The organism is Terriglobia bacterium (assembly GCA_035712365.1).
Taxonomy (GTDB): Bacteria; Acidobacteriota; Terriglobia; order UBA7540; family UBA7540; genus SCRD01.
In genome coordinates, this window is the sequence record DASTAW010000007.1 from 31,459 (window position 1) to 55,991 (window position 24,533).

The following is a 24,533-nucleotide window of genomic DNA, read 5'->3' on the forward strand; positions in this document are numbered from 1 at the left end:
ATAACCTAGGGGTCGTCAGAATGTAAACCATCCTATTACGCCACCGATTACTGCGCGTGATAGTCAGCACGGGGTCATCGGTACAGTTGATGCGCAGGGTTCGCTTCTTGTGCGCTTTGTTGTGGAGCTCATGTTTCACTCAGGCCGCCTAGGGAGCTTCTTTCGAGCAGTAATATATAGCCGGGCCTGCAGCAGTGTCAATGCCTGGGTCCCGCTAGCTTACAGCCACGGCAGCGGTTTTGTGCCGTGGACTTTCTGCGCGCGGGATTTTGCGGGCCCGCGAGGACGGCCCCTCACCCGGTCGCTGCGCGCCCACCCTCTCCCTGTTAGCAAAGCAGTGATGAGTGACAAGTGATGAGTGACGAGCCGGGTTCACACCGCAGCGGATTCAAGATTTCAGATGGCAGCGAAAGAAGCGGCGGACGGCAGACCGTAGTAGGTGGCAGGTGGTATGGGGCAAGTGGAAGGCGTGGGGCGCACACGCCAGGGGATTTGAAATTCAAAATTTCAGATGGCAGATAAAGAAGCGGCGGACGGCAGACTGTGGTAGGTGGCAGGTGGTATGGGGCAAGTGGGAGGCGTGAGGCGCACACGCCAGGGGATTAGAAATTCAAAATTTCAGATGGCAGAGAAAGAAGCGCCGGAAGGCGGGGCACGAAGTACGAAGTGTGAGGGATGAAGGATGAAGAAGCACCGACGAGCGGGGAAGGGCGCGTGCCGGGCTGAAGCCCGGCGCTACGGCGGCAGACGGCGGGATAAACCCGCAGCAGCAGTTGCACCCGCAGACCGCAACCGCGGGATCGCGCTGCCACTCAAAAGAGAGGTTCTTATTTGCAGCCGATAGAGCGTCCACCCGCTTCGCTTACTGAGAACTGGCGGTGCGCTTGCCTGTAAAGTCGAGGCTGAAGCGGTCATTGCCGGCGGTGCCCTTCATCGAATCGCCGTCGACCGTGGCCTTGTAGTTCATGGTGAAGGTGCCCCGCGGCGTCTCGCGAGTCACGCTGAAGGTGAGCTCGTTGCCCGTCACGGAACCCTTGACGGGACTGTCTCCCCTGCGGCCCGTGATGGTGCCTGTCACCGTGTTGCCGTTCTGCTCCAGCTTGAGCGTCTGCTCGGAAGTGCCGCGCTGCCCGGTCATGGTAAGGGTCCAGGCGCCCGCCACGCTTGCCGAACCGCCCTGGGCCATTGCCACGCTGCCGGTAAACAATGCCAATCCCAGCGCCAGCCCCAGCACAAACAGTTGATTGCTCTGCTTCATGGTTTTCTCCTTAATGTGGTTTGTCCAGCCGTTGGTCCAAACGGCCGTGGATGGTAGTTCAGACGAGACAGGCCGGTCCCAGGTTACTCGAGACGTTGCGTGCTGGAAGTTCGATGAAGGATGAAGTGTGAAGGATGAAGGATGAAAACCGCTGTGGCCACTGGCAAGCGGCGACAGCAATTACAATTCCGGGTTATGCTCTGGTGTAGCGGCTGGGCTGCGGCAGAGGACCAACGGTCGTACAAGGTCATCAGCGGCTGAAGCCGGGCTGCTGTGGGGTGGTGGTGATGACGTAGCTGAAGCTGCGTCCCCCTGAAAACACCCCTCGCCCGCCCTTTGCGCTCCGAGGCAACCGCCGGTTGTATTCCTAGTGGTCAGGTGGTACGTTATCGGCTTGGTTAAAGCTGCGGGTGGAGATTCTGAATACTTTCTGATTGGAGGAGGTCAAGATGCTCTTCGCCATAGCGTGGGAGAATCGAGCCAGCGCCACTGAGGAAACCGAAAAGAGGTCGCTCAAACTGTTCAAGAATTGGCAGCCGCCTGCCGGATTGGATTTCAAGGGCTTTTACGATTACGCGGATTCGAACGGCGGCATCGCCATAGCGGAGGCGAATTCCGCGGAGGCGATTCTGGAGGCGACTGCGCCCTGGGCAATGTTTTTTAATTTCTCTATCCGGCCGATCGTGCCAACCGACAAATCGCCGGCAATCATGGAGAAAGCTATGGCCTGGCGCGACTCTGTTCGCTGAAATCTGTCTGGTAACTCAGACCGTCCCGCTCTGCGGGATCTGCGGCCCTCTCGATTACCGTCCGTGACCCGGCGCAGCGGCGGTCGTGGGGTGGCGACGTCGCCGCCGCGGCTGGCCGCCTTTGTAGCGCCGCCCTTCAGGGCGGCACGTTCTAAAGGCAAAAGGCACGTTGCAAAAGCAAAAATGCCGGGCTGAAGCCCGGCGCTACACGAACAGGCGCAGGCGAAAGGGCTAACGGTGCAAGGCCATGAGCAGGCCTTCGCGGATGAGGCGGCGGACCAAAGTCAATTTGCCGGCGTCATCCAGGCCGCCCGGCAGATCGCGAACCAAAAATTCCGGATGGCGCAGAGCATAACGGAGAGCATCGGCGGCAAAGGACGGGAAAGTGATCTTGCGTCCGCAGAGGTGGATGACAACAGAGTCATCGGTCTCCTGCAAGTAATAAACCACGCCCGGCCGGGCGCCCGCCAGGCTATCAGCCGTCAAAGCGTCGAGCGCCGCAATCTGGGCCATTTGTCCTTCCAGCAGAGGCGGACACGAACGGACAAGCGCATCCAGAAAGCGGTTGAGCGCCGCGTCAAAGTCGGCCTTGAGCGGCACCTGGCCCAGAAGCGCGTGCAAAGCCTGTTTGGCCTGAGCCTTGTCAAAACCCGGGCGGGCAAACCCCGGCGGAAGCGACCTGCGAAAAGCGGGATCATTCAGGCAGGCGCCGGCCACATATTCCAGCAGCAAGTCTGCCCAGGTGTATCTGAGAATCCCGGCTGTGATGTGAAGGGATACTTCATCGGTTGAGCGGGCTTCGTGAACCACTCCGCGAGGGACGTAAATGATGTCGCCGGCGCGCAGATCGAACTCGAGCGTGACAGCGCCTTTCTTATGAACTTCCGGATCGAAATCCTGACTGGCCAACGGCAGTTGGTAAGGCGTGCCATAAACGGTCCACTGTTTGGAACCCGCGACCTGAAGAACAAACACGTCGTGAGTGTCGTAGTGAGGCCGGGCTCCCTGCGCGCCGGGCGGCGTGAGATAAATGTTGGTTTGCAAGGGGAAACTGAGCTCGCATTCGAGCGCCCTGCAAAACCGGGTAAGCGATGGAACAACGTTGTCGAGAAAGGCCAGAGTGATGGTCGAGCCGTCGGCGAAATGCTGATAGACTTTCGCGACATCAAGCACTTCGCCGTCCACAGTGTAATCACGGCGGGCTATATCGCGGGCAGCGTTCTTCAGAATGGTGTTGGGATAGCGGCGGTCGAGCGTGGTGAGGGCGCGGTCCACTTCATCAAGAGATATGAGGGAAGAGAAGTAATCCGGCTGCCCGCGGTGGATAACCAGCGGCCTGATTTCCCAGTACTCCTTGAAGAAACTTTGCTTCTCGATAGGACTGATCAGCCAGCGAAGTGAAGGCCCCTCACCTGGATTCCATGCAGAACCTTTTTCAGTTTCCACGGCGCCATCAGCAGGGATTGACTCCATCGAGGATTGGTTGGACATACGAAGCTCTGTGTGCGACGCAGGAAGCTTTTAGACGTTGCAAGAGACAACTGTAGCGTCGCGTTTTCAGGTCCTGATCAGCGGAGGCCTAACCCCTAAGTTTCTTTGCGTTCGGTGGTTTCTGATCGGGATCGGCAGGCTTCTGCTGATCCGGATCGGCCGGCTTTTGGCTATCAGGATCGGCCGGTTTTTGCTGATCGGGGTCCGCAGGCTTCTGACTATCGGGATCACTTGGCTTCTTGCTATCAGGATCGCTTGGCTTCTTGCTATCGGGATCGCTCGGCTTCTGGCTATCAGGGTCGCCGGGCTTCTGCTGGCCAGGATCACCCTGACCTTGAGGGAAGGCGACGAGGGTTGCGGCGCGGGCGCCGGTAACGATGGCCGTTGCCCCGGCCATGAGAGTGCCTGCCGTGGCGAGAAATGACCTGCGCGGAAGCTTCCGCTCGGTGACGATCTGGTCGTCATGAAGAGTGCGGATTGAATCCTGATCGGCGTTGTCTTTCTTGTTCTTCATCGTTAGCTCCTTTCGAACCCAGCCGCCCTGTCGATCGCTTTTCTTGGCAGGCCGCGGGTCCTCATCCACCGATGCTCCCCCCGGTATTAATCCTCTCGATTCCTTTCGGTTCCCTGGCTGCCTGACCTGCTCTTGTGTAATTCTGGTGAGAAACCCTAGCATAAATCAGATCGGACGCGAAGAAAAGGGCATCGAGAAGCAAGGAGCCAGAAGTAACGGGCAGGAATTACGAATTACACGCTCCCGATCCAGGGTCCCGGGTTATCGGTTATGAAGGCTGACCGCTGTCTGCTGAAGGCTGACGGCTAATAAAGCCTCGAAGAGGGGAGGAAAGACTTAGCCCATGGCGCAAGCCGTAGGAAATGGGCCGTCATCCAGCCCAACCCCGGGCATGGCGGGTCTAAACCGGATGCGTCCGCGCGCCAGGACATGCTACAGTACCCAAATCCGACCAAGGGCTGGAGGGGTAAGGAGAGCGAATGGCCCGACTCAAGCTCGTCTTGTTCTATTCGGCGATGGTGGCAGTCGCCGTAGGGCTCTTTCTGCTGATCCGGGATTCCGGAAGCGCCATCGTCGTGCCTTCCGCGCAGGGGCGTGCCAGGTTCGGGACTGGCCTGGGGTGGAAGGCCCCGGGCCTGATGGGGCACGTCCTGCTGGCGCTGGTGGTGATTGTTGTGTGCGCACGGGCGCTTGGCCTTTTGTTCCAGCGGTTTAACCAGCCACCTGTGATCGGCGAAATGATCGCCGGAATCATGCTGGGCCCCTCATTGCTGGGCCGCCTGGCGCCGGGTGTTTTTGCCTCGCTGCTTCCGCCTTCCGTGGCGCCTTACCTTTCCGTGATCGCCAACTTAGGCGTGATCCTCTATATGTTTCTGGTCGGGGTCGAGCTGAACACAAGCTTATTGCGGGCCCGCACCCACGCCTCCGTAGCCATATCTCACGCCAGCATTGTGCTTCCTTTCCTTCTGGGCAGCGCTCTGGCGCTCAAGCTCTATCCGATTTTTTCCACAAGCGATGTGCCGTTTGTCGCCTTTTCAATGTTTATGGGCGTGGCCATGTCCATCACGGCCTTCCCGGTGCTGGCGCGCATTCTGACCGACCGCAAAATGCACACCAGCCAGCTTGGGGCCGTGGCCCTCGGCTGCGCGGCCGTGGACGACGTGACGGGATGGTGCCTCTTCGCCCTGGTAGTCAGCGTAACCGCGGCGCGGCCCGGCCACGCGTTGATCACCCTGGGTCTGACTGCGTGTTTTATCCTGGCTGTCATCCTCTTTGTCCGGCCTGCCGCCGTCTGGTTCGCGCGGCGGCATGCCAGCCTGCGAAGGCCGAGCCAGAATTCGATTGTGATCGTTTGCATCGCGCTGCTTGTCGCTGCTCTGACCACCGAACGAATCGGCATTCACGCCCTGTTCGGAGCTTTCCTGGTTGGCGCCCTCATTCCTCACGGGTCGCAACTGGCGCGCGACATCCGGGAAAAATTCGAGGACCTCGTGGTTGTGCTTTTCCTGCCCGTTTTTTTCGCCTTTACAGGAATGCGCACGCAGATTGGGCTGGTGCACGGGCTGAGGGACTGGTTCATCTGCCTGGTGATCATTGCGGTGGCCTCGATCGGGAAATTTGGAGGAGGAACGCTGGCGGCCAGGCTGACAGGGCTGACATGGCGGGAGTCAGGATCGCTGGGAATCCTGATGAACACTCGCGGCCTGATGGAATTGATTGTCCTCAACGTTGGCATGGATTTAGGCGTGCTTTCGCCGGCCCTGTTTGCCATGCTGGTGATTATGGCGATCGTTACGACGGTAGCGACCACGCCCGTGCTTCACGCTTTGACGTCCGGTTCGGAAGCGGAAACTTTCGCGCAACCTGTCAGTGTGGGTGAGGAGAGCGCGTGATTTCGCGTTTAGGGGGACGTAGCTCCGTCCGCGTCATCGGGGGCGCGCAAGAAAATCGCATAACCGTCGCCAAGGGGGAAAAGGCGCCGGAGGGACAGCGGCGCGTGACGGGCGCATCAATGGGTTGAGTGAGCGATTGGCGATTGAGTGATTGGAAGGACGGCTGATCGCAGGGCGGCCGGGTCCCCGCCGCCGGCCTTGACTTTGTAGCGCCGCCCTTCAGGGCGGCAGGTTGTAAAAGCAAGAATGCCAGGCTGAAGCCCGGCGCTACAGGGCGGCAGGCGCTGGGAGTTCGGTAGACCGGACCGCGGCTACCGGTTTAGCTGGAGGGAAGCGGATCTTTCGAACCGAGCCGATCGAGATTGTCGAGCGCCTGCTGCACGCGGACCAGCATGTCCGTGGTGCCGTTGGGTATCGCTTTGCGCAGCGATTCAAGCTTTGCGTGGGTGCTCTGCACTGCCTTGAACCTGGGAGTTTCCATCAGACTGTTGAACGAACCCTCGATGCGTGAGAACGACCGATCGAGAAAGTCCTTGATTCCATTGTTCAGGCTGATTTCAGCTTGTTTCATCGCAGTATCCGCCGCCGGCCGCTCCGGTGAGCTCTGCGCAGCGGGGTCGGCCTTCATTTCGCGGATTTGTTCCATCTCGTGCTCCAGCGCGCTCATCTGGGTCTGGACGGAACTGAGCGCAGTCTGAAGCCTGCCCTGGATCAACCGCTCATGTTCGGCAAGCAGGCGCACAACTTTCTCGAGTTCGTTGCCGAGACGGCCTTCATACTTTTTCGTCGCAGCTTCCAGCGCTGCGTTCTGCTGCTCCGCTGACATCGACACACCCGAATCAGCGTTCGCCTCGCGGGCTTGCTGCACCTTCTGGTCCAGCGTGCTCATCTGGGCCTGGACAGAGCTGAGCGCAGTCTGGAGCCTGTCCTGGACCAACCGGTCATGTTCGGCGAGCAGGCCCTCCAGCCTTGCATTCGGTTGTTCCGCCGACAGCTTCGCGAGCAGATCGGCCTTCACCTGATGGATTTGTTGCGCCTTCTGGTCCAGCATGCTCATCTGGGCCTGGACGGAGGTCTGAATCTTCTGAAGCCTTTCTTGAAGCGATTGCTCCTGCTCGTTGAGCAGCAGTTCGACCTTCGGGACGAATGAGCTTTCCAGCCTGGCCGCTGCTTGTCCGACGCAGGGGCCCAGCAACTTTTCAATCTGCGCCGGGGTCTGCAATTGGAACTCAGCGGCAACCAGCGCGCTCATCTGTGCCTGGACGGAGCCCAGAGCAGTCTGAATCTTTTCCTGGATCTCTCGTTGCTGCCCGGCGAGCTGTTGGTCAATCTTCGAGTTCAGCTCTGCCGAAGACCGGGCAACCGACTCGGACTTCAGCTCACAGGACTGTTGCACCGATTGTTCCAGCGTGCGTATCTGCGCCTGGACGGAACCCAGCGCGCTGTGAAGCCTGTCCTGGACCGATCGTTCCTGTTCGGTAAGCAGGTGTTCAACCTTGTCGATCTCATTGCTGAACCTGCTTTCGTATTGTTTCATCGCACTGTCCAGCGCGGCCTTCTGCTGCTCGCCTGACAACTGCGCACCCGAATTCGACTTCAGCTCACGGACCTGTTGCACCGATTGTTCCAGCGCCTGCATCTGCGCCTGGATGGATCCCAGCACGCTCTGGAGCGTGTCCTGTATCGACTGTTGCTGGTTGGCAGTTAGCTGTTCAAACTTTTGGGAGAAGGACTTTTCCAGCCTGGCTTCCGATTGCTCAACGCAGGGCTGCAGCAGTTTGTCAACCTGAGCAGGAAGCTGCAATTCTTCCCGCAATTCGGCGGCAGCCTGCTCGATGTGGCCGCCTACCTCATTCTGGATGGCTTCCAGGGCGGCGCGAGTTTGCTCTCGAGCCTTCTTCGCCAGTTCCGCCGTCGTCTTGAGGGAAAACCCTTCGAGGTCATTGCGGAGCCGGTCCTTCAGAGTGTTCATGTGCAGCCTGGGCGCGGACGCGGAATCGTCCTGAACGCCCGCAGGCAAGCCTGGAATCTCAACGCCCGAAAAGCTGGCGACGGCCCGCAGTACTTCCCTCAACGTCTGTTGCACTTGCTCGATGTCGTGTTGCCAGGGCCGCTCGTTTTGCCTCGGATCAGGTGCAGGGTCAGGCCGCGTCCCTTTTTTTTGCCCGCTGGCCAAACGACTGGCGCGAAGTTCCTGCTCAAAACTGATGGTTCCTCTCATTTTGCGGCATGCCGCTGGCGGGGCCGGTCCCGCGCACTGCTGGTCACTTCCGGGAGGCTCCGTCAATCAATCAAATAATTCCAGCAGCATTCTCCTTTCACCCCTCGGCATCGGGACGCTCATCTATCGCTTTTCCCGGGTGCTGGTTACACTTTGGTACTTATAAACTACTTCGTCAAAGAACTTAAGTACTAGAACTTTAGTGCCATTCCACAGGGGAGTTGAGGGCGCTGCTGTTGGCATCTGGCATTGAAGTCGTACGAATCACAGGAGTTAAACTTCAAACGAGGGCGCGCAATTGCCAGCGGCGCCGGCAGCTTCAAGCTGCTGGCGGTCGGGATTTCGCGGCCAGGTGGTCAATGATACTGCCAAGGTAATAGAGGATGGCGGCGTTGATGATCAATCCCGGCAGGACCGTCAGCGACGCAAAGAAGCCGTAGAGCGCGGGCGAGCCGGCAAAACGGTTATACCAATTGACGAAGCCGACTGAATCCCAGAACCGCCCGAAGATGATGCTCCAGGGCAGCGTGATGAATATCGCAGGAACTCCTGAAAGCTCCGAGTTTGCCGTGTCAAAAATGAGGGAGCGGAAGGCCAGTATCTCGGCAAAGAGAAAAATGGCGAGGTAGGTGATGAGGAAAATCAATCCTAGTCGCGAACGCAGCCGCATACTCTGTCCACCTGATCGAGCAGTGTAACGCAGCCTCCTCTACCACGTCATCCTGGTCCCGCAGAGCGGGAAAAGGAATCTGCTGTTCCCTCGGGCGTAGAAGCAGATCCCTCGGGCCGGAAGAGTACCGGCCCTTGGAATGATGACGTGTGGTGCAGAATCACTTGGGTGCTTCTCCCGCTTCGCGGGCTCAGCATGACGGGTGGCCTTTTTCAACGGCCTGCTGGACCGGCGAGCGTCTGTGCCCGCAGGCAAACTTGCATCAGTGGAGTTTAACGCTGATGGTCTCGTCACGGTCGAGAGTGAAACGCGCCTTGTCAAAGCCTGGCGCCGAAAAATGCACCGGCGGGTTCTGCGACATGCCCCACTGTTCCTTAGGCTTGCCGTACCAGTTACGATCGAGCTTCCGGTTCTCGTTCAGATCGTGCAGCACAACGGCGGCATACTCGCCGGCCGGCAAATCAGAGATTTGAATCTCCACTGAACCCGGATGGGCCGGCACCGCGACAGCCCGGAACGCGCGGCCATTATCTGTTGGCCAGCCCCGCGGCGAGTTGAAGACCAGCACTCCCACAACGCCCTCGCTGCTGGAAACGCCTTGCGCCGTGATGGTCAGCGTGTATCCATGACCAGACGCCCAGCACGGAACGCCGAAAAGCAGGAGGCATTCGAGGAATTTCAAGCAGAATCTGTATCGGAACGTATGACGCTCCTTCTGAACGAGCCGGCGCCTAGCGCGCAACTCTCACCACAATGTGAAACTTCAGGGTGACGGCGTCCTTCACCTTCACCGTTCCCCCTGCAACGCTTTCGGGCTTAAGCCCGTAGTCCGTCTGCTGGATTTGGAATTCGCCGTCAAACGCGGCCTGCTGTCCATCAGAGCGGTACTGCGCCTGGACCGTGACGGGATGACTGTGCCCGTGGATTTCCATGTTTCCGGTGACCTGCAGCCGACCGCTGCCTTGCGCTTTGATGGCCGTTGCGGTGAACTTGATCTGCGGATAGCGCGCGGCGTCGAGGACCTCGCTGCTCAGCATCCGCTGTTGGATTGTGCGCATCTCGGACTCGCTGGGTCCCTTCCCCAATCCGGCTTTTTGCCGGGCCGCGGGAGTGTCGACGACCAGTTTGTCCGTGGGCAGCGTAATGACCGCACTTGCATGGCTCAGATCGTCAGGGTTTACCTTGAGGTCAGCGGACCAATCGCTGGCGAGGACAGCGTGCCGGTGGCCGGCAAATGCGAATAAGCCGGTGGTGCCTGTGATTGCTACCAGGTAGGAGGCGCCGTAATCCACGGCCTCGTCCGCCGGAGAGGGCATTCCCCTTCCGCGCAGTGACGGCACTCCAGAGACAAGGAGCAATATGGGCCACAGAATACCGGCGGCAGAGCGCCGCACAGTTCGCGCTTTTTGCATTAGAGACTCCCTTTCTCGATGGCATGCCCGCGTTTGCAGGCGAATAAGCCCCGCGGCTGCACTTTGTTCGATGCCGGATGACCTTCTGTGGCGCGGGCGTCCTGGCCCGTGCTGCGGCCACAATAAACGGCCAGGATGGCCGCGCCACAAAATGGAGGCCAAGCCACGAGCCAGCGCCAGGAACGCCGCCGCAGTACTCGAGAGACCTCAGTGGTCCAGCGTGCACGCCTGCGCACCGTAAGGGCACGCCGCTGGCTTCCCCCTGAGGACAAACGTACCACCTGGGCGACACATGGCTTGTCAGGCATTTGTGGCAAATTTGTAAATGTTAAGTGGATGAAGCGAAGTGGTCCTGCACATGGGGATTGGCGATTGCGGATGGTCTAAAGGAAGCGAGTAAGGAGGTCGTGGGTAGTGGGTCAATTTGAATTCCGCAGGTTTTTCTCTTGTGTCCCTTTTCAATAAGAGTCATCATAGTGGTATGCCTAAGCGTTCAAGAACAACCGACCCTATTTTGCTTGCCAAGAAAGTCTTTGACCATATCGAAGCCACTGGTAAACCTAAAAAGAACCCGGCTGCTGTAGCTCTTGGAAAACTAGGGGGGCCAAGGGGTGGGCCAGCCAGAGCAAAAGCTCTAAGCCCTGCACGGCGGTCGGAAATTGCACAAAAAGCCGCTCAGGCACGATGGGAAAAGCGTAAGTATTAGTCTGTTATCTCGTACTCTGAGATGAACGATTGGCGTGTCGCCTCCTCTTCAAGACAGTCCGTGGTTCGTGGGTACATATTTTGGAACCACGCATTCAGAAGGGGTTTGACTGCACTAACGTTAACCATAGGCTTGCCCGCCCGCAAAAGAATTGTATGATTAAGACCGCCAACGACAGGGCACACTTCTGAAAACTGTTTTGCCTCCCGGATGTGATACCAAGTTCTCTGGGTAGACATGAAACAGTTTTGCTTTCTCAAATTCAGCCAATGTAATGCCGCATTGGCCCCGGCTCCGCCGCAGAAGAATCCAGGATTGGTTTGTTCCTGAATATTCACACAATCTGTAAAAAACAGAACTGGCTTTCCCGCTTGAGTAAACCCCGCAACCGTAACCTGAGTTGAGATCACTCTATCTCTTATCTCCCCTGCTATGTCATCTCGCTTTTGCAAGTCTCTTTTTCCCAGGAACTCATCTAGGCTAACTCCATAATCAGCCAGGACCTCGCGCCGCATCCACATGCGAACATACTCGGCAGTCCTGTCCAGAGAAAGTTTGATTAGGTCAACCAAGTTAGGATCGGACGCCTGAAAAGAAGTCATCTGGTGGTGAAGATAGCTCACTACTTGATGGCTCTGACTTATGTCACCAGCTATTGCCATATAGAACCCGTGGGGCAAATCGTATAGCTTTGTTCCCTCGGGATTGCCACTAACCGGTGTCCCGCTCGCATCTGAGTAGCTGATGAGAGTGTCGGCACACATTATGAAATTACCGGTCTGGGTCCGGCTAACTGCGTCACACAAAGCAGCAATTGTCACTGTCATTGGCTTGGTGCTCCATCTGTCTCGCGGCCGCCGAATAATGATATTCCCGTGCCATCGTCTGTGAGTGCCAATCATACCTGAAATATTTTCCCCAACCTTACAAAGATTTCCCTTGACAATGCCTGAGCGTTCAAGCATAATATTGGACATGAACAGACTCCCTTTCTCCAAGCAAGTTGCCGTTGTAAGCGCCCTCGTTGAAGGGAACTCCATTCGTTCCACGAGCCGTATGACTGGCGTGGCTAAAGGAACAATCCTTAGTCTCTTGGAAGACCTTGGAACGGCGTGCGCTGAATTTCACGACCGCGCAGTGCGAAACGTGAAAGCCCGTCGCGTTCAATGTGATGAAATTTGGCAGTTTTGCTATGCCAAAGACAAAAATGTTCCGGCTGAGAAACAGGGGCAATTTGGGTATGGGAGCGTCTGGACGTGGATTGGAATTGACGCCGATACCAAGTTGACCATTTCTTACCTTGTCGGAACGCGTGATGGCGCATCGGCTTACGAGTTTATGAACGATCTGGCCGGACGCCTTGCCCATCGGGTGCAATTGACCACAGACGGACATCGGGCATACCTTGATGCCATCGAAGGGGCTTTTGGGGCTGATATTGACTATGCCACGCTGACGAAGATTTACGGGGCGCCCGTCGAATCCGAGAGGCGTTATAGCCCTGCCGTATGTCTTGGAGCTACAGCCGCTGTGATTAGTGGCAAACCTGACCGACGCCACATTTCGACAAGCTATGTCGAAAGGCAAAACCTCACGATGCGGATGTCCATGAGACGGTTTACCCGCCTGACGAACGCTTTCAGCAAGAAGGTTGAGAACCTTCGCCATGCGGTTGCGCTTTATGCTGTCCACTATAATTTCTGCCGTGTCCATAAGACTCTCAGGGTTACACCCGCAATGGAAGCGGGGCTGTCAGATCACATTTGGAAGATCGAAGAATTGGTTCGGCTCATAGCAGGTCAAATGCCAAAGGCGGCATGAGTTCAAATTGACCCACTACCAGGTCGTGTAGTGCAGGACAAGTGCCCCGGCCTTCCCGAAACGCGCCCAACCGATCTGCGGCCAGGGCCGCGCGGTATCGCATGCCGGGGTCAGATGAATCCGTGATCGTGCGAAACAGGCGCTGGGCTAGCCGGGGCCGCCACAAAACTGCGGGTCTCAATACTGGAGGCCGGCACTGGCCGCCACCTGCTTTTCAATCGAATCTGCTGGAATCGGGTCCTCGCGGGTTACTGAGGGATCGATCCGGCTCTCGTGGCGGCGGACTTCCTCAATCACGCATCTGGGGCAGCCGTGATACCGGCGTATCCTGGCGCCGTGCCGTGGGCATATCTGCTCAAACGGGGCAGTCTCTGTCTGATTTTGGTCGGGCTCAATCATCTCCATCGTCGCATCCCCCCGAACCCTGAACACTAGAGTGAGCCTAGCGCCCGGACGCCGGATCTACAATGGACCTTTAGTTCCAGCAGGTTATCCGCGAGTATCAGCCGGTCGCGTTGCGCGACCACCCTTCCCCAGGGGCGCGGGCTTTGGTTTCCTGGAAGGCTGACAACTGAGTCCAACCGCCCGCATACACCGCAAAAGGTTCAGCATATGCGCGGCCTGCCCGCCAGAAAATCGGGGCGCGGCAGACCCTGGGGCGGCACTACTTCCTGCTGCCGGCGCCGCGTTCGGGCGCGATGGCGGCGAAATCCTGCGTAATGTAAAGATCGCCGTCCGACGCTTGCACGATGCCGATGCCCACGTCTGTGTATTTCGGGTCGAGGATGTTGCCCCGGTGATTGTTCTGGAAGCGCGGCTCGTCCATGAAGGATTCTTCCGCTTCCCGGACAGTCTGGTTGATGGCGATGTTCTCCGCCAAAGCACTCCAGTGAATTCCAGTGGCGTTGATTCGAACGAAGGGGCTCCGGCCCTGTTGGTCAAAATGGCTGAAGTACCGGTGCCGAAGCATGTCGCGGGAATGCTCCCGCGCCACTTGAGCCAATTTCTCGTTCCATCTGAGGGATTGCGCCCGGCCATGGGTTTCGCCAGCGTTCGCAGGGTCGCGCCGGTCGCGATTGACCAGCGCCAACATCTGCCTTTCCAGACCGGACATCGTGCGATTGTCCGAGGTCTGCGCCGCACCTGGCGGAAGGGCTTTTGGCACCGCCTGAGCTCGAGCCATTGGCGGAGGCGCAAAATAGGGCAGGACCCGCCCCGGAGTTTGCGCAGGCCTCGCGAATGCCAGGACGGCAATCCAGAAGAACGTAGTGGATACAGCGGCGGGCGGGCAGGGGAAATATGTCTTCATCCTGAATCATCCTGACGCGTATAATCCGTTGCCGTCGCCCTGAAGTATCCCTCTTCTTAAAGAGCTGCGCACACGGCCATTGTAATCCCCTTGTCCAGTTGCAGCGGCCCGCGTGGATGGGGCGCTCGCCCATTCCCCTACTATTGCGGCGGTGGATGACTGGAGGAGTTTGTTCAGGCAAGACCCGTCGTGGATGGACTGGCGATGGAGCAAAAGATAGCGGGCACGGCGAGACCCGCCCCCGGTTGAAGTGGAATCCGCATCCGCAGCAGTCAGCCGGGCGGACCTCGTGGGGTGCGTCTAACGTTTCCTCACGATGCCGTCAGGCGCTACGGGCGTCCCGCTCCCGCCTGGGCGGGGCCAGGCTGGCCGTGTCACCAATACCGTAAATCTACCTGGGACGCACCACGCTAGTTGCAGCCGTTGAACTTGAATCCTACAATCTGCGTTCCCCAGTTGGTGTAGGAGCCGGTCTTCTTGAGGTACTCGTTGGCATACCACATGGTGCAGTCGTCCGCGGGATCGACACTCATGCTGGAGTAATCGCCCCAGCGGTTGACAGACTTTTGCGCTCCCTTGCCAATATTGAACTGGGTTTCAAGTTCCATCCCGTTTTCGGAGGGCGTCTTCCCCGTGACGGCGAGATAGGGAAACACGGACGGGCTCGAAACGCTATAGCCGAGGCCCAGATTGCCCTGTTTATCCTGGGCGATGCTGCCCATCCAGCGGTAAAGGCCATCGTTGGGGCCAAACGTTCCATTCTTGGCTACGGTCCAACTGCCCCCGGTGCTCGTCAACTGATACCAGCGCTCGCCCGTCTGGCTGCTGGCAGAGCTGTCCTGCACGGAGTGGGAGACCGCCATCGACTGAGTGCCGTTGTAGTTGCGATAGGACAGGCGGTACATCAGCCGGTCGCCCAGAGAATCGAGCCGGGCGCTGGAGCCGAACTGCGGGACGCACGCGCCACCGCCGCATGCCTCATGGAACGTGGCTACGGCGATGTTCGTCGGCCCGGTGATGCTGACGCTTTGGCTTGCGAAGTTCGGTGTGAACTTGATCAATTGGACGGCGTTGGCGCCGGTAAAGTCCAGGAAGTATTCACCCGCGCCTGAGGGGGCGGGGCTGGTCGTTCCGGTCACCCCAGGGCTGCCCTCCAGGTCCGCCGGCAGGACGCTCGAAAGGTTCGACATGACCGGGCTGCACACCCACTCGAACGAGGCTGGCGGGTTGGCGACGTCGCTGAGCGGGAAGCCGCACATCTGGGCGCCGGCAAACGAGTTGCCGCCGCTGAAGATGTTGGCGGAGAAATATACCCCGGACGTCGAGCCGGGAGCGGTCCAGCTTCCAGTGGCCCAGATGCCCAGCTTGGGATAATCGGGGAAGTTCTTGCCGAACGGGATGTCGTATGCATCGTAGCTGCCGGTCGCGTCCGGCGAGGTCGAAATGGCGAGGCAGAAATGATTGTCCGACAGGCTTCCGTTGTAGGCAAGCTGACTGATGATCCAGCGCTGGTCGACCTTGTCGTAAAGCACGATGGGGTCGCCGCCATCAACCGAAGAGCACAAGGATGTCCCGCCTGCCGCCGCCCAGATGTCATGCATCGCCGTGGCGGGCTGCAATACGTGCCCGGTTTCGTCGTAGACGGCGTAGGTGACGTTCACGGTCTCGACAATCTGGCCATTTCCAACCGAAATGTTGGTGTCAGGAGGAACGTAGCCGACCGACGTGAGGCCATCAATGCCGCCCTCAATGACGCTGCGAGAGTCGCTGTTGACAGGATTCGTTTGGAGCAGAGAGTCTGTCCAGGTTGTCCCGCCTCCGCCACCTCCGCCTCCGGGACGCGAGTTGGGCTTTCGCAATGGAAACACGCGCACCGGCGCATTGGGTTGGGAGTGGTGCGTGGCCCTGTAACTGGCCATCGGACTCGTGGTGCCGATCTTGCTGGCCGTCCGGGTCTCGGCGCGCGGCGTTCTGTCAGCAGCGAGCGGCAAGGCCCACATCAGGCATGCAATAAGACAAATGAGTTTTGCTCTTGAAACCGTGGTCATCTTCCCCCCTTACTTGAGGACTGGATTCCCCCAAGCGGCACTCTGAAACGCCAAAGTATATATTGCGTCTGCCGGAGCGGCAATCAGGTGTTTACCGGAGAGTTAACCGGGGAAGCCATCGCGGGCAGGGAACGCAGCCACCCGTGATGGTAGCGGGCAGGAACGAATAGCGAGATGAGAGCAGCAGGTTTGCACGCTGCGGGGGAGGCGAAAGCCGACCGCGGACTTCTTTGCGGTGGAATAGACCCACAGCCGGAAAATTGCTGGACGCGCTGACCACCCGTCCGCGGTCAAGGGGCGTTGTTGAAAAAGACCTGGCTGCTGAGCGAGCCTATGCCAATTGTCGCAAAACCCTGCCCGCCCAAAAGAAGGAAACGCGGTGTTGACGCGGGCGATTGCAGTGGGCTTACGATAGCCGCGGCGTTGTACACGTTTGCGCCAGGTGAGTCTCCGGCAGCGATGCCGGTCCATTGCATGAGCGTCCCGTCGGCATTGATGCTGCTGGCTTCCAGTTCCTGGGACCCCGAGTTTCCGTCATACACGCCTTCAGCGTCGATGACTTGCCCGAAGGCCGTCCAGGTGGCCTGCTTCTTGCGTTTCACTATGGTTGATGAAGTGGTGGTCCAGGTCCCGACAACCCCGTTCAGGATGGTGGCGAAATTCACATTGTTGATGCCCGGGCTGCCTTGCGCCCCCGGGCTGATCGATCCGGTTGGGTCGCCGCCCAGAACGTAGAGTCTCCCGGCATATCCAAATTCCGTGGCAAAGGAGATTGCCAGGGGATAAGGGTTGGCGGACTGCTGTGTCCACGCACCCAGCGTTCCGTCGGATTTAACCGGGGCCGAATAGACATTCGCCGACGGCGTGCTGTCAGCATTCAGGCCTCCCACGACGTAGACATACCCGTTCGAAAGTGCGGCGGCTGCGCCCACCAGCGGCACCGGCAGCGACGAAGCAAGTTGCGTCCAGGTTCCCACCGCCCCGCTGTTTGAATCGACCCCGGCCATATAAACATTGGTTGTTCCGCCGGGCGTGCCGCCAGAGGTAACCTGTCCTCCCAGGACATAGATAAAGTGCGATCCGGTGGAAACAGGAGAGTTGGTGGAATCAGCTTCCACCATGGCATGGTACGCGACGGTTTGCGGAAGGATGTTTGTGGGAATGGTGGTCCACGAAGGACCTACGGCGCCTGTCGGACTGATGGTGTTGCAGTATACGTTGCTCGAGTTTGCGGCGCCATCAAAGCCGCCAGTCACCACAACAAAGGCCTTGAGGCTGTCGATGGGAACCGCCACCGCACGAAGCCCGGTGAGTGCCACCGGAAGGGGCGTTGTGGTTGTCCAGCCAAGGCTGTTCACGTTAAAAGCGAGAGTTTGCGCGAGGGTCAGCGATATTGCGTTGCTGGTTCCTCCGCTGGTCGTAACCGCGACGGAAATGGTGCCGGGCACGGTGAAGGAGTTTGTGCCGTCGCCTTTTGGCACGTTGGCCACAACGCCGTGGTCGGTCCAGCCGGCTGCGTTTGGCGTAACGGTGGCTGCAATTCCCGAGGAGGCTTGCGTAAAGACCACTTTGCCGGGTGAACCTTGAAAACCGCTGCCGTTGATTTCAATCGGCAGGTTAATAGGGCTGGAGGGGTCGGTGGAATTGTTAATATTCTGAATCGAGGGGACCGAAGGGGGCGCGGGATTGTTATTAGATGAGCTTGAGCTTGACCCCCCGCAGGACATGATAAGAACTGATACGGCAAGGAGGGCAAGAATTCCCGCCCCGGATGTGAACTGGGGCCGTTTGCGCGAACTTCCAAGACTTTCCAGCGCAAGTGACAGCCTTCGCTTCATATCAGTACCTCCATGCCGCCTGCTAAGCTGCCGGCTCCTGGCTGCGTCGCACTCCCACTTTTTCTTGCTGTCAATTATATGGCATCTGATCAATAGCAGGAAAGCGGCCAGGTGCCGTTCCTTCCTGGGCGAAGTCCCACCGCCGCGCCGCTGTGAAGGCCGGCGTGGCTATCTTTTCCAATGGCAGTAGGCCTTGGGCTGAGAGCTGGAAGCTGAGAACTGACCGTATTATTCATCCTCCCAGCCGTAAAGCTTCAAGGCGTTGCCGCGCAGCACCATTCGGGCGATCTGCTCGGCGCGCGCACGGGTGATTTCGTTGTCATTCATCATGCCGGTAAGCGCGATGGCCAGCGCCCGCCGCGCCGAATGCGTGGTCTGCCAGCCAATCTCTTCCCAGCCGATCTCCGGGGTGCCTGGGGAGAGGTCCGTGCCAAACATCACTTTGTCCGGGCGCCATTCGAGCCAGTCGCGGACTACGCGGCTCACCTGTCGGGTCGGCAACAGCCAGGTCTGCTCGGACATGTCGGTATAGACGTTCGGCTTCACCAACAGGTCTGCAACCCACTTGCTGTAGGCCCCCGCGCCACCGTGCAGCAGCACGAAATTGGTCTTGCGCAGGGCAGGATCATCGAGCACGGATTCGAGCAGCAGCGGATTCGAACCGGCCAGTTTGAAATAGCTGCCACAGCCGAAGCCGGTGTGGATGTGGACGGGCATGTGGAGCCTTCCGGCCTCAGCCGCAACGTAGCGGAACAGGTAGTTCTGGAGGATGGTGTAATCGGCGCTGGGCGGCGCCCCGGCGTGGACCCAGCGGGAATACACCTGCGCCGCGAGTTCCTTGGCCGCCGGCTCGAAATCGAGCGGGCGAAGATAGGCCGCTTCGAATTTCACGGCCACGGCGCCGGCTTTCCGCTGGCCCTCAAGCGTGGGCGTGACTACCTCCGAAAGGTATTCATCAAGCGTGTCGGGCGGGACGGACTTGCCAAGCACCTTCAAATATGCAGCCAGGAGAGCGCCCGCGCGGCTGAAGAAGATTTTGCGGTCGGGCGTGGCGTTGGCCAGCCGGCGATTGTCGAGGGGGAACAGCAGAGTGTCGTCAAACGGCACCCAGCGGAAGCGGGGAGGGTCCAATCCGCGCCCCATGGCAATACGGTTTGAGAGCTCGGTTTCGATCCCCAGATGGTCAAGCACCCATTCAGGATAGTGGTCGCCCTGCTCGCGGCGGACGCGCGCCTTGGCGGCCAGTAGTTCCTTGATGTGGGCCGGGCTGCGGTCATTGTAAGGGTAGCCGAAAAGCGACTTCGACGCCTCGAGAAACGCCGGATTATCAGGCAGGCCGGTGAGCGTGGGCTCGGTGGGCTCAAGCGGCTCACACGGCAGCGCGTCGTAATCGTCGTCCTTTTCGCCGGGCGCCGTGAGGGCCGGCGTGTGCGAATGGTTGTCGATCGCGCGGATAGCGTCGATCTTTGCCAGCAGAGCGGGATCAGGCTGTTGCGCCCCTGCCCGTGTAGAAAACAACACAACGCCCAGGAAGGACACCAGCAGAAGACTGGCCGAAGCATATAGGTTCTTCATGGGGACGTCCTTTGCTTGGATTGTCAAAGGGTATGGGGTTCTTGACCTTGGCATTAGAATGGAGGAGGAAGTATACACCGGCCCGGCAATTCGGCCAACCTGGCAACCGACGCGCAAGATCGTTTGTAGCGCCGCCGTCCCGGCGGCGCTACGGAAATCCGTCACTCTATTATGCAATCCTCATTAAGTTGGGCTTTGGGCGTCCTCGCGCGTGCTGCGGTGGCATGACACCGGCCAGGCCCGCCCTGAGCGAAGCGAACGGGATGGCCGTGCCACAAGGTTGTGGACCAAACTGAGTCAGCACACTGAAGGCTGTTTGTTTCGCCAAACCGGCAATCTCGATTATACTGATTGGCGGAGAACCAGCCGCCGGGGACGCTGTAGTCATGTCGGGCGTGAAGTTGGCTTCTATGCCCCTGGCCCCGGCCGGTGATCCAAGCCAATAAAAAGGTAGGGTACGGAGTGGAGCGAAAAGAATTGGAGCGGTATAAAGCGCTGTTGCTGGCCAAGCGGGAAGAATTGTCCTCAGCGTGGCGAGGCAGGGACGAGATTGCGCCGTCGGCCGGACATCAGCACGGAGATCCTGCCGACCAGGCCAGCGCGGCAAGCGAGGCCGCCATCCAGGTGCGCCTGCACCAGACTGACAGCAAGCTGCTGCGCGCAATTGATGATGCCCTGGCGCGAATCGCGCGGGGCGCCTACGGAACCTGCGAGGTGTGCGGGGAGCCGATCTCCGCGGTCCGCCTGACTGCGGTGCCATGGACGCGCCTTTGCCTTGATTGCAAAGCGCAACAAGGCTAGATGCTTGCCGACTGCGGCGAACGCCCTTCCGGGTGGCGGACCGCTCGGGTGAGGAACAGATTGGCTGGCGTCTCGGCGGCCTGATTTCTCCAGTATGTGCGCTGTATTTTTCAGCGAATAATGAGCGGCAGACCTTCTGCAACGCCAGGTCACACGAAAACCCACTCACAATCGGACCAAAACCTGGACCCGATGCCCCGCTGGGCCGAACTGGGCGGCGGGCTTCCTTCGGTGATGCGCCTGGGACTCGCCACGCGCGGCAATACGAGCCTCTCGGCTGATGACGTGGCGCTGGCGGTCGAGTGCGGCGTGAATTACCTGAACTGGTGCGGCCACAATGACGGCATCGCCCAGGCATTGCGCGGCAAGCTGATCGATCGCGGAAGCGTCGCGGTTGCCATGCAACTGGATGCGCGCGACGCCGCCTGCGCCGAGAGCGAGATCGAGGATGCTCTTCACATGCTCGGCACCCATCGCATCGATGTGGTGACCTTTTATTATGTCGAGAGCAAAAGTGAATGGGGACAGATCACCGCTCGCGATGGTGCGCTACACGTGCTGGAGGCCGAAAAGCAGACGGGCAGAGTGGGACTGATTGGCCTCACAACTCACCAACGGAAGCTGGCGGCAGAGTGCGCCGGCGAAAATAAGCTTGACCTGCTGATGGTCCGCTACAACGCGGCGCATCGCGGAGCGGAGCAGGACGTCTTTCCCGTCACGGAGCGGCTGGGACTTCCCGTGGTGGTCTACACAGCGCAGCGCTGGGGAGGTTTGAGGCGGGCGACGCGCGACGACCCGTCGGGATTCACTCCGCCCGCCGCAACCGAGTGGTACCGCTTTGCGCTGGCACACCCAGCCGTGAGCGTGGTGCTGATGGCTCCCAACGGCCGCCAGGAACTCGAAGAGAATCTCAGGCTGCTCGGCAACTGGCGCGCGCCAACCGCCGCCGAATTTGAGGTCATGGCCTCGCACGGCCTGCGCGTGCGAAAGAACGCGGGCAGATTTCCCTAGATATCCCAGGCATCGCGGGTGGCGCAGGGCATCGCCCTCAGGCGCGTGAATTGGAGCAGCTTTCGCGCCGGCCGGCGCATCAGAAAACGCCGGCGTGAGAAATATGTTGCCATGCCACAGGAGAAGTAGTAGCCTGATGTGGTATTGCCACAGGAGCGGACATGGTGAAAGCCAAACTTGACCTGCTTCAGGGCACCCTGGACCTGATGGTCCTGCGGACGCTCGTCACGCTGGGTCCCCTGCACGGCTACGGAATCGCCCGGCGCATTGAGCAGGCGAGCGGCGACCACGTGCTGCTCAACCAGGGCACGATTTATGCCTCGCTGGTGCGATTGCAGCAACGAGGGCTGATCTCATCGCGCTGGGGAACCTCTGAAGGCGGACGCCGCGCCAAGTTCTATTCCATTACCGCGCGCGGCCGGAAGCGCCTGGCGGAGGAGACCGAAAACTGGCACAGGCTCTCGGCGGTGATCGGCCGAGTGCTCGCGGTGCCGGAGAAAGGACGCGGATGATGTCCCTGCATGAATGGGCGGAGCGGTTGCGGGCGTTCTTCAGGAAGCGCGAGCTCGACCGGGAGCTCGATAGCGAGCTTTCCTCGCACGTTGAAATGGCCGTGGAGGAGAATCTGCGTCAGGGCATGAGCGAGCAGGAGGCACGCCGTCGGGCGCTGGTGCGGCTGGGCGGCATCGAACCATCCAAGGAACTGCACCGCGACGCCCGTGGGCTTCCGGCGCTCGACCACCTGCTGCAGGACCTGCGGTACACGCTTCGGAAGCTCAGGCGCGACCGCGGATTTGCGCTGATCGCTGTGCTTATCCTGGGCCTTGGCATTGGAGCGAACACCGCCGTCTTCAGCGTGGTGAACACCATCCTGCTGCGTCCACTGCCGCTCGCGAACCCGCAACAGCTTGTCTGGATCGCGCCGGAGATCGGGGCGCCCTGCGGCTTTTCCTGCGAGACCTACTCGGCGGACGCCTTCGAGGAGTTTCGCGCGCAGAACCGTTCCTTCCAGGACGTAACCGGCTATTTTCCCTTCTCGACAGTCAACAATGAGCGGCTGACGGTCCGCGGCGAGCCCGTTCCTGCAACCGCCGTGGGCGTGGTTGCGAACTTCTTCCAGGTGCTGGGCGTCCAGCCAATGCTGGGGAGATTGTTCACCGCCGATGAGGCGCAAAAAAACAGCCACCCCGTCGTGTTGCTTTCGAACGCCTTCTGGAAAAGGCAGTTCGCGGCCGATGCGGCGATTGTGGGCAAGGCCATTGATCTTAATGGAGCGCCGGCGACCGTGGTGGGTGTTCTGCCCGCGAGCTTCGATTTCGGCGCGGTGTTTTCTCCCGGCGAGAAGGTTGATTTCTTCTCGCCCATGATTCTGGATGACGCTCGCCATTGGGGCAATATTCTGACCCTGATCGGGCGGCTGAAGCCCGGCGTGAGCGTGGCCCATGCGCAGGCGGAGACAACGCTGCTGGCACCGCGTCTTTACTTCGATGTCAGATATCCGAACTCAAAGGGAGATTACAAGGCCAATCTCTTCCCGCTGAAGCAGTATGTGACCGGGCGGCTGCGGGGTCCACTGATGATGCTGTGGTTCGCCGTGGGCGCAATCCTGCTGCTGGTGTGCGTGAATCTCTCCAACCTTCTGCTGGCGCGCGCGGCCACGCGCAGCAAGGAGTTTGCTCTGCGCAGCGCGCTTGGAGCCGGCCGCATGCGGCTGGTTCGCCAGCTTCTGACCGAGAGCCTTATTCTTTCTGTGGGAGGCGCGGCGCTGGGGTTGGGCCTGGCCGCTGCGATTACCGGGCTGCTGGCGCATGAGGTCTCGATTGCGCTGCCGCTGCTCGGCAGCGTACGCGTGGACGCCGCTGCGCTGGTCTGGACTCTTCTGCTGGCCAGCACGGTTGCGATCGTCTTCGGCGTGGTTCCGGGCCTGAAGATTTCGGCCGGCAATCTGCACGAGTCGCTGAAGGACGCAGGGCCCGGCATGTCCGAGGGCAGGCGACACGAGCGCGTTCGCGCCGCCCTGGTGGTTTGCGAGGTGACGCTCGCCTGCGTTCTGCTGGCCGGCGCAGGACTACTGTTGCGAAGCTTTCTTCGCGTGCTGGATATCAACCTGGGCTTCCAGCCCGCTCGCGCAGCCGCCATCAAGCTCGATTACAGCGAGGGAGACAACGCAGAAAAAAGGGCAGTGACTTTTCGCCGAATCCTGGAACGCGTGCAGGCGATTCCGGGCGTCGAGGCAGACGGCATGGTGGACTATCTGCCGCTCGGCCCGAACCGCAATTGGGGTGCGCTGACGGTGAAAGGCAAGGTGTACCGGCCAGGCGAAGCGCCTGCGCCGCTGATTTACGTCGTGACGCCGGGTTTTTTCCGCTCCATGGGCATGAGCGTGGTGGCCGGGCGTGACTTCAGGTGGGAAGACACACCCTCGACGCAGAAAGTCATCATCATCAATGAGGCGGTTGCGCGCAGGCTCTGGCCGAACGGCGGTGCGGTTGGGCGGATCGTGCGTGGCAACGGCGACGACCTGTTGGTGGCCGGAGTAGTTGCCGATGTCCGCGAAACCAGCGTGGAAGGAACGGCTGGGTTGCAGGCCTACTACCCCGCGACGCAATATACTCCCGCAGGAGCGGAACTCGTGGTCCGAACGCAGTTGCCTCCGGAGTCGCTGGCCTCAAGCGTGCTAGGCGCGCTCCGGCAATTGAATCCGAACCAGCCCGCGGCGGAGTTCGTGCCCCTGCAGCACATTGTGGATCACGCGGTTTCTCCACGGCGCTTCTTCGTGCTGCTGGTAGCGAGCTTTGCCCTGTTTGCCGTCGTGCTGGCGTCGCTTGGCATCTACGGCGTCATCTCTTATTCGGTCACCAGGAGAACGCGGGAGATTGGCGTACGCATGGCGCTCGGCGCCTCGCCTGCCGGCGTGCAGTTCATGGTGCTGCGAGCCACCCTGCGGTTGACGCTGGTCGGCATCGCGCTTGGAATTATGGCGGCTTTCGCTGCCGCGCACCTGATGGCATCATTGCTGTTCGGCATCAAGCCTGCCGATCCGCTGACGTTTGCGGCAACGGTCGCCGTTCTTGCTTCCGTTGCGCTGGTGGCCGGATTTCTCCCCGCCAGCCGCGCCTCGCGCATCGAGCCGATGTCCGCCCTGCGCGCCAATTAGCCGACGATGGTTCAGGCTCTGGCCTTGTACAGCTTGCGATATGGGCTAAATTCTTTCGCC

Annotated in this window: 20 protein-coding genes; 7 read left to right on the plus strand and 13 right to left on the minus strand. The window is 59.8% G+C overall.

All coding sequences use genetic code 11. The annotated features are described in order from the left end of the window. Positions 1–862 precede the first annotated feature (862 nt). Positions 863–1,258: a hypothetical protein gene (locus VFQ24_01705; protein ID HET9177052.1), complete on the minus strand. Its 396-nt coding sequence runs from the start codon at positions 1,256–1,258 to the stop codon at positions 863–865. Between the two features lie 449 nt (positions 1,259–1,707). Here VFQ24_01705 and VFQ24_01710 point away from each other — a divergent pair, with 449 nt between their 5' ends. Next, the gene (locus tag VFQ24_01710; GenBank protein HET9177053.1) at positions 1,708–2,007 is read left to right on the plus strand and encodes a DUF3303 family protein; all 300 of its coding nucleotides are present in this window, start codon (positions 1,708–1,710) and stop codon (positions 2,005–2,007) included. Between the two features lie 231 nt (positions 2,008–2,238). Here the strand turns inward: VFQ24_01710 and VFQ24_01715 are convergent, their stop codons facing one another. Together VFQ24_01715 and VFQ24_01720 are read right to left on the minus strand one after the other, a co-directional pair. Beyond that, positions 2,239–3,498 (minus strand): cupin domain-containing protein, encoded by a 1,260-nt coding sequence (locus VFQ24_01715; GenBank protein ID HET9177054.1) that lies wholly within the window; start codon positions 3,496–3,498, stop codon positions 2,239–2,241. Between the two features lie 88 nt (positions 3,499–3,586). Then, positions 3,587–4,012, minus strand: coding sequence for a hypothetical protein (locus VFQ24_01720; GenBank protein HET9177055.1), 426 nt, complete (start codon positions 4,010–4,012; stop codon positions 3,587–3,589). 479 nt (positions 4,013–4,491) lie between these two features. Here VFQ24_01720 and VFQ24_01725 point away from each other — a divergent pair, with 479 nt between their 5' ends. After that, complete coding sequence (locus VFQ24_01725) at positions 4,492–5,904, plus strand: cation:proton antiporter (GenBank protein ID HET9177056.1); 1,413 nt, start codon at positions 4,492–4,494, stop codon at positions 5,902–5,904. A 319-nt stretch (positions 5,905–6,223) separates the two neighbouring features. On the opposite strand, the gene VFQ24_01730 is transcribed toward VFQ24_01725, so the two are convergent. From VFQ24_01730 to VFQ24_01750, 5 genes are all read right to left on the minus strand, one after another. After that, complete coding sequence (locus VFQ24_01730; GenBank protein ID HET9177057.1) at positions 6,224–8,125, minus strand: hypothetical protein; 1,902 nt, start codon at positions 8,123–8,125, stop codon at positions 6,224–6,226. A 319-nt stretch (positions 8,126–8,444) separates the two neighbouring features. Further along, positions 8,445–8,795, minus strand: a complete 351-nt coding sequence (locus VFQ24_01735; GenBank protein HET9177058.1) for a hypothetical protein — start codon at positions 8,793–8,795, stop codon at positions 8,445–8,447. 262 nt (positions 8,796–9,057) lie between these two features. Beyond that, positions 9,058–9,477 (minus strand): DUF2141 domain-containing protein, encoded by a 420-nt coding sequence (locus VFQ24_01740; GenBank protein ID HET9177059.1) that lies wholly within the window; start codon positions 9,475–9,477, stop codon positions 9,058–9,060. Positions 9,478–9,526: 49 nt separating this feature from the next. After that, positions 9,527–10,207 carry a YceI family protein gene (locus VFQ24_01745; GenBank protein HET9177060.1) on the minus strand — a complete coding sequence of 227 codons (681 nt, stop codon included), beginning with the start codon at positions 10,205–10,207 and terminating at the stop codon, positions 9,527–9,529. A 702-nt stretch (positions 10,208–10,909) separates the two neighbouring features. Next, a complete protein-coding gene (locus tag VFQ24_01750) occupies positions 10,910–11,890 on the minus strand; it encodes a hypothetical protein (GenBank protein HET9177061.1) in 981 nt (326 codons plus the stop codon). Between VFQ24_01750 and VFQ24_01755 the strand changes: the two genes are divergently transcribed. After that, a complete protein-coding gene (locus tag VFQ24_01755; GenBank protein ID HET9177062.1) occupies positions 11,889–12,734 on the plus strand; it encodes an IS1 family transposase in 846 nt (281 codons plus the stop codon). The genes VFQ24_01750 and VFQ24_01755 overlap by 2 nt on opposite strands. A gap of 177 nt (positions 12,735–12,911) precedes the next feature. On the opposite strand, the gene VFQ24_01760 is transcribed toward VFQ24_01755, so the two are convergent. From VFQ24_01760 to VFQ24_01780, 5 genes are all read right to left on the minus strand, one after another. Continuing rightward, positions 12,912–13,139: a hypothetical protein gene (locus VFQ24_01760; protein HET9177063.1), complete on the minus strand. Its 228-nt coding sequence runs from the start codon at positions 13,137–13,139 to the stop codon at positions 12,912–12,914. A 259-nt stretch (positions 13,140–13,398) separates the two neighbouring features. Then, entirely contained in the window at positions 13,399–14,043 is a 645-nt protein-coding gene (locus VFQ24_01765) for a CAP domain-containing protein (GenBank protein HET9177064.1), read from the minus strand. 410 nt (positions 14,044–14,453) lie between these two features. Beyond that, on the minus strand, positions 14,454–16,091 hold the full coding sequence (locus VFQ24_01770) for a hypothetical protein (protein HET9177065.1): 1,638 nt from the start codon (positions 16,089–16,091) through the stop codon (positions 14,454–14,456). 290 nt (positions 16,092–16,381) lie between these two features. Continuing rightward, positions 16,382–17,929, minus strand: a complete 1,548-nt coding sequence (locus tag VFQ24_01775; GenBank protein ID HET9177066.1) for a hypothetical protein — start codon at positions 17,927–17,929, stop codon at positions 16,382–16,384. A 228-nt stretch (positions 17,930–18,157) separates the two neighbouring features. Further along, entirely contained in the window at positions 18,158–19,504 is a 1,347-nt protein-coding gene (locus tag VFQ24_01780; protein HET9177067.1) for an amidohydrolase family protein, read from the minus strand. 477 nt (positions 19,505–19,981) lie between these two features. Here VFQ24_01780 and VFQ24_01785 point away from each other — a divergent pair, with 477 nt between their 5' ends. From VFQ24_01785 to VFQ24_01800, 4 genes are all read left to right on the plus strand, one after another. Further along, positions 19,982–20,305: a TraR/DksA C4-type zinc finger protein gene (locus VFQ24_01785; GenBank protein ID HET9177068.1), complete on the plus strand. Its 324-nt coding sequence runs from the start codon at positions 19,982–19,984 to the stop codon at positions 20,303–20,305. 120 nt (positions 20,306–20,425) lie between these two features. Continuing rightward, a complete protein-coding gene (locus VFQ24_01790; protein ID HET9177069.1) occupies positions 20,426–21,316 on the plus strand; it encodes an aldo/keto reductase in 891 nt (296 codons plus the stop codon). A gap of 161 nt (positions 21,317–21,477) precedes the next feature. After that, complete coding sequence (locus VFQ24_01795) at positions 21,478–21,828, plus strand: PadR family transcriptional regulator (GenBank protein HET9177070.1); 351 nt, start codon at positions 21,478–21,480, stop codon at positions 21,826–21,828. Beyond that, entirely contained in the window at positions 21,825–24,473 is a 2,649-nt protein-coding gene (locus tag VFQ24_01800) for an ABC transporter permease (GenBank protein HET9177071.1), read from the plus strand. Before VFQ24_01795 ends, VFQ24_01800 begins: the two co-directional genes overlap by 4 nt. Positions 24,474–24,533: the final 60 nt, after the last annotated feature.